Here is a 5,554-nt window from a genome sequence, read left to right on the forward strand (position 1 = left end):
GGTACCGAGGGGGGGGGGAACAGGCCGTGTGGGAATGACCACTGGCGGGCCAGCCAGCGGCGATGAAACTGACCGATCGGGTAAGGGCACATCCTCACCCCGGAGGGGCACCACCAGGGGAGAAGGCTTAGGAGCCTGTAATAGCGAAGGGCCAGTGGTCAGGGGCGTTGCCGGGTTGGTGAGGTGAAACGCATCCACTGGGACTGGCTGATAGTCCCGGTAATACAGGGCTGGATTGGCTCGCGCAGGATAGTTAGCCTGCAAGGCATTGGGCTCCGTTGGGATCGGGGCGGCAGTAGTGGGCACCACGTATTGGGCAATGGTTACCGTCGATCCCGTTGCGCGGGGTTGGGCCACGCCTACGAGGGAGGCACTCGCGCGGGCACCCTGACTCCAAACCAGCCACCCACCCCCTAGACCGGCTAGGGCGTAGACCGCCATCACAAGCACACGCATAACGTCTTCTCACATCGCTGCCTTTTAGGCTAACATTGGGCGGCTGAGATTGGGGGGATAGCGGTAATCAGGAGTGGGCGACGCCTTCATCCCGTGCGGCTCGCTGGACGGCTGCGGCCACTGTGGCCACCACCCGCTCATCAAACACAGAGGGAATAATATATTCGCGATCGAGTTCTGATGTGGTTACCAGGGAAGCGATCGCTGCTGCCGCCTCCAGGTACATGGTCGTAGTAATCGCCTGGGCACGACAGTCAAGGGCACCCCGGAAAATCCCAGGGAACGCCAGCACGTTATTGATCTGGTTGGGATAGTCACTGCGGCCCGTTGCCATCACCGCCACCACCGACTCGACCAACTCCGGCTGGATTTCCGGAATTGGGTTGGCCATCGCAAACACGATCGGGTCCTTCGCCATCGATCGCACTCTCTCTACGGTTAAGACCCCCGGCACACTCACCCCCAAGAACACGTCGGCTCCCTGGAGGGCATCCGCCAGGGTACCGGCGGGCGCATCGACCGCAAATTCTTGCTTCTGGGTCGTGAGGTTGGTTCGTGCTTGGCTAACCAGCCCTTGGGAGTCGCATAACCAAACCGTGGTGGCTCCCGCTTTTTTTAAGAGGCGGGCGATCGCGATGCCAGCAGCCCCGGCCCCATTGATCACAATTCGCACCGAGTCTAGAGATTTCTTCACCAATTTAAGGGCATTGTATAGGGCCGCGAGGGAGACGATCGCCGTGCCGTGCTGATCATCGTGGAAAACGGGGATGTTCAATTCCTGCTTTAAGCGAGCTTCGATCTCAAAACAGCGCGGGGCACTGATATCCTCCAGGTTGACACCGCCAAACACGGGCGCGATCGCCTTCACCGTGCGGATGATTTCCTCCGTATCCTGGGTTGCCAGACAAATAGGGAAGGCATCAATATCCGCAAAGGACTTGAACAGCATGGCTTTACCTTCCATCACCGGTAGGGCCGCCTCTGGCCCCAGGTTACCCAACCCCAATACGGCACTGCCATCCGTGACGATCGCCACCGTATTTTGCTTAATCGTCAGCTTGTAAACCTGTTCTGGGTCCTGGGCGATCGCCGTACAAATGCGGCCCACCCCGGGGGTATAGGCCATCGCGAGGTCGGATTGGTTGCGCAGGGGCAGTTTCGAGGTAACGCTGATCTTGCCCTGACGGTGCAGGTTAAAGGTGCGATCGTAAATCGTCAGGATTTTAATATCCTCTAACCCCGAAACCGCCTGGACAATTTCCTCCGCGTGTTCGGTACTGGCGGCATCGACACACAGATCCCGCACGGAAACCCGCCGGTTTTGGTCCACCAGATCAATTTGGCCCAGGTTGCCCCCCGCTTGGGCAATCGCCTGGGTGACATTGGCGAGCATTCCCGCTCGATTGGGCAGTTCAATCCGGATCGTAAGGCTAAAACTGGGGTTGGGGGTTAGGTCTACCATGCTGGGATTCAATAAATAAGGGTGGTAAAAAGTTGGGCATCACTCAAACAGGGCTGAGGGTGGCTGCGCCCGTCAATCGCCGCCGCAGTGATAGGGCATACCCATCAAGCCGAAATCCAGTTTAGCGAGGAGAGGGTTTCCTAATTCCGTTCCTGGCAATCATTTCTCAAGTCGCCTGTCACGGGGCGGTGGCCAGGGGGCAGTCAGCGATCGGTCCTTATCCCAGAACCCGCCAGCCTTCCTGATGGGCGCGATCGGGGGGGGGGTAACCCTGAACTTTCCAAAATTTTGCGAAAAAAGAGCAAACCTTACCGAGCGGACTGGTCTAGAATCTTATGCAGTCGCTTGTTGCTGCTGTTGTGAACGCCTCCTCCCCCTCCTGCGAATCGGAACTTGCCCCTGGCTCATACAGCCCTTCGCGCTTTATTGCCCGTCCGGCTCAGCCGAGTGATGTGGGGGTATTGGCCGATATTCTGGTGGAAAGCTTTCATCCCCAAACAGGCTGGTTACGCTTGCTCTATCCTCTCCTCCGCTGGGGTATGTATGAGGATCTGCGCAGCCGCCTCTATTCCCGCAATCCCTACTATACTTGCCTGGTGGCGGTAGAGGTACGGGAACTGGGTGAGCCAGACTCACGCTCAATTACGGAAAGTGCCCTCGTGGGTACGATCGAGATGACCCTACGGGCCGCCCCCCTGTGGCAACCCCAGGGCAAACCCTATCTTTACCTATCCAATCTGGCCGTGCGCACCCCCTATCGTCGTCGGGGAGCTGCCCAACAGTTACTCAAAGCCTGCGAACGGATTGCCCGGGATTGGGGCTTCCAGGATCTCTATCTCCACGTACTGGATAATAACCAGCCGGCCAAGCGGCTCTATCTCAAGGCCGGATATCAGGTAAAGTCAGCGCCCCTTCCCCTCGCCTTCTTTCTAACCCTGGGTCGCCCGCCCCAATTGCTCCTCCACAAGCAGGTGGTGGTCGAACTGCCGATCGCCTAACGCCAGCCTTGACCCAGCGGCCTTAAGGGTAACCCATCGGTGTTGTTCAAGACATCGCTGACTATAGCGGTAGTCACGTCCATTAGAACATTTCAAAGGCGGTGATCAACAAGGGGCTTAAGCCCCTCGTCCTAACCTGAGAGGGTGTTTGAAAAGTCCAGAAATCAGTCGTTTTGGCGACTGAAGTCACCACTACAAACGCCAAGCAACCCTTAGGACAGCCCAACGTCGAGGTTCGTAGTCGCGGTTTTAACCGCGATCCCCCTTTTAAAACATCCTCTGAATGACGATGGCTATAACATCACTGACCAACTTTCAGGCAATGGTAAAGCGGCTGGGGTCATTGGGGGTGACTTCCCTGACCGGTTGTTTCCAAAAGCCTGCCTGAGTAGAGTCTTGAGTTCTCTAGATTGTTTAGGCAACCTAGTACAGTAAACATAAAGTTTCGCAACGTTGGTAGTAACGACTTTAGTCGTTGCCGGCTAAAGCCAGCACGACGAACGTTGCAGAACTTACTGTTCGAGCTACTAGAGACCCTTGGCCTTCAAAACATGGCAATTCATGGCTAAGCCGATACGGCCAGCGAGGGCAGTGCCCGCTTGTAGGCTTCATCCAGGATCTCCGAGAGGGTGGGATGGGTGTGGACCAGGTAGGCTAACTCGCGAATCGACTGGCGTTGGGCGATCGCATTCGCCGCCTCTTGAATCAGATCCGCTGCATGGAGACCGAAAATATGGGCACCGAGGAGTTCCCCCGTATCTTGCCGGTAGATAATTTTCGCTAACCCATCCGTTTCACCCTCGGCGATCGCCTTGGAGTTGGCGCGGAAATAGCTGCGGGTGACCCCCAGGGGAAAGCCTTCCGCCTGGGCCTTTTCCTTGGCCTGGGGTTCCGTTAGCCCGACAAAGCTGATTTCGGGATGGGTGAAGGTGGCGGCGGGGATGCTCTGGTAGTTCACTTCCCGATTACGGCCACACATATTTTCCACAGCCACAATTCCCTGGGCCGAGGCCGCATGGGCCAGCATCATCTTGCCCGTTGCATCCCCAATCGCCCACAGGTGGGGGACCGGCTGATCGTTGACCAAGACGGCCATGCGATCGTCTACGGGAATAAAGCCCCGGCGATCGAGGTCCACCCCAACGGTTTCCAACCCCAGATCCTTGGTGGCGGGGACCCGTCCGGTGGCCACTAGGCAGGCATCCACTTCCAAAACGTCGATAATCGCCTTCGTCTTGGCATCCGCAAGTTCAACGGTGACCGGTGAACCGGGGGTGACCTTATAGGCCAAGGTGCCCACATGGGTTTCAATATCGCGGGGGCCAATGAGTACCCGTTGGGCCTGGGTGGCGATATCGGGGTCGAATCCCGGCATCAACGTATCGAGGGCTTCCACCATCGTAATTTCCGCTCCCAGGGCCGAATAGATGTCGGCAAATTCCAGGCCAATGTAGCCACTGCCCACAATCACCACCCAGGGGGGCACGGTTTCCAACTTCAAACCATCGTCACTGGTGAAGACGGTTCGCCCATCCAGTTCAATCCCCGGCGGTACAAAGGGCACGGACCCCGGAGCCAAAATCACATCACGGGCGGTCACGGTTTTCTCCCCAGCATCGGTACTTACGGTGACCTTTTGGGGACCTGCCAACCGTCCCCACCCCTGGATCACGTCGATGCCCAGCCGTTTCAAGGACCCGGCCATGTCGCCCCGGATTTTAGTTACCAGGTTGTTGGCGTGATCGGCAATGCCCTGGCGATCGTAGGTGACCTGGGCCACGGCAATTCCCAAGGCCTGGAGGTGATGCTGGTCACGCAGTTCCCGCACCCGTCCCGATGCGGCCAAGAGGGCCTTCGAGGGAATACAGCCCCGATTCACGCAGGTGCCGCCAATATCCCCTGCCTCGACGATCGCGGTCTTGAGGCCATTGCTGACCGCATGTAACGCCGCCCCATGCCCCCCGACACCGGCCCCTAGAATGACTAGATCGTAATCAAAGGCTTGACTCACGCTCCCCTCCCGAACACATAACCAGAGCACTTTTCATCGGCTTTTCATTGGGCAGTTGGCCCGCGCTTGGGCCGGGTGCCCTTCTCCAGACATTTACCCAATTCTCTGAATGTATCAGATCGTGACCGCCTCCCCACGTTTCCCGATAGCGGCTCCAGCCTGCGGCTCCCGATCAGGCTGTTTCAAGGTTGTTGTAGGTTGGCGTCGAGCCGATGCGACCCAACCCGCTCACTCGCTTTGTTGGAGCGCACGACGTTTAGCCATAAAACCTGCCCCATTGAGCACTGCCAAGGGGGATCGTTTGCTCCGCCTTGGAGACGATCCTCCCGCCAGTAGCTCCCGTGGACGAGAACACTTTGTGAAGATTTGATGAGGTTTTCCCCTGGCTTCCGGTCAGTTTCGTGACGATTTAGAGGGAAGAAATACACAAAACTACTGGTATTTCTGGCTCCCAGGGGGGAATTCTGAGTAGAAAGGGAGTGCAGAGTGCTAGCATTCAGCTTGGAGACGCTATGAATCAACAATCACGAGACCTGCGTCGGGAGGCCAATCGAGCCTTCTTGGAGTCACTGCAAGCGTTAGGTGCAGACAGTCCGGCTCCCCCCGCCGCTGCGACCCACCCCCCAT

4 protein-coding genes are annotated in these 5,554 nt (G+C 57.7%); 1 reads left to right on the top strand and 3 read right to left on the bottom strand.

Features of this window, described 5'->3' with window-relative positions; genetic code table 11:
* The coding region (locus tag ACWIUF_RS04825) for a hypothetical protein (RefSeq protein WP_448571119.1) at positions 1-456 on the bottom strand (456 nt) is incomplete at its 3' end.
* A 67-nt stretch (positions 457-523) separates the two neighbouring features.
* Entirely contained in the window at positions 524-1,918 is a 1,395-nt protein-coding gene (locus ACWIUF_RS04830; protein WP_448571120.1) for a malic enzyme-like NAD(P)-binding protein, read from the bottom strand.
* A gap of 335 nt (positions 1,919-2,253) precedes the next feature.
* On the opposite strand from ACWIUF_RS04830, the gene ACWIUF_RS04835 reads away from it, so the two are divergent.
* A complete protein-coding gene (locus ACWIUF_RS04835) occupies positions 2,254-2,916 on the top strand; it encodes a GNAT family N-acetyltransferase (protein WP_448571121.1) in 663 nt (220 codons plus the stop codon).
* Between the two features lie 565 nt (positions 2,917-3,481).
* Here the strand turns inward: ACWIUF_RS04835 and lpdA are convergent.
* Positions 3,482-4,927: a dihydrolipoyl dehydrogenase gene (gene lpdA / locus ACWIUF_RS04840; protein WP_448571122.1), complete on the bottom strand. Its 1,446-nt coding sequence runs from the start codon at positions 4,925-4,927 to the stop codon at positions 3,482-3,484.
* Positions 4,928-5,554: the final 627 nt, after the last annotated feature.

Source organism: Trichothermofontia sp. (assembly GCF_053493415.1).